General features: G+C 71.0%; 1 protein-coding gene. It reads left to right on the top strand.

The annotated features are described in order from the left end of the window. Positions 1–414: MBL fold metallo-hydrolase (locus tag QZH66_RS18585; protein WP_305807259.1), on the top strand; the 414-nt coding region annotated here is incomplete at both ends.

The raw sequence follows: 414 nt of genomic DNA on the forward strand, positions 1-414 counted from the left end.
GCGCTGCGCCAGGCCACGGGCGCCCCGGTCTACGGGCCGGCGCGCGAGCGCATTCCCCAGCCCTGCACGCCGCTCAAACACGGTGACCGGATCGAAGCGCTCGGCCTGCCGTTCACCGTGATCGACGTGCCCGGCCACACGGCGGGCCACATCGCCTATTACTGCGAGCAAATGGACGGAGCCCCGCTGCTGTTTTGCGGCGACACGCTGTTCTCGGGCGGCTGCGGGCGGCTGTTCGAGGGCACGCCGGCGCAAATGCTCGCTTCGCTCGACACCCTGGCTGCCCTGCCGGGCGACACGCGGGTCTGCTGCGCGCACGAATACACGCTCTCCAACCTGGCCTTCGCACGTGCCGTGGAGCCCGGCAATGCCGCCCTGCTGCAGTACAACGACCGGTGCGAGCAGCTGCGCGCC

It is taken from the genome of Stenotrophomonas sp. YIM B06876, assembly GCF_030711595.1.
GTDB lineage: Bacteria > Pseudomonadota > Gammaproteobacteria > Xanthomonadales > Xanthomonadaceae > Stenotrophomonas.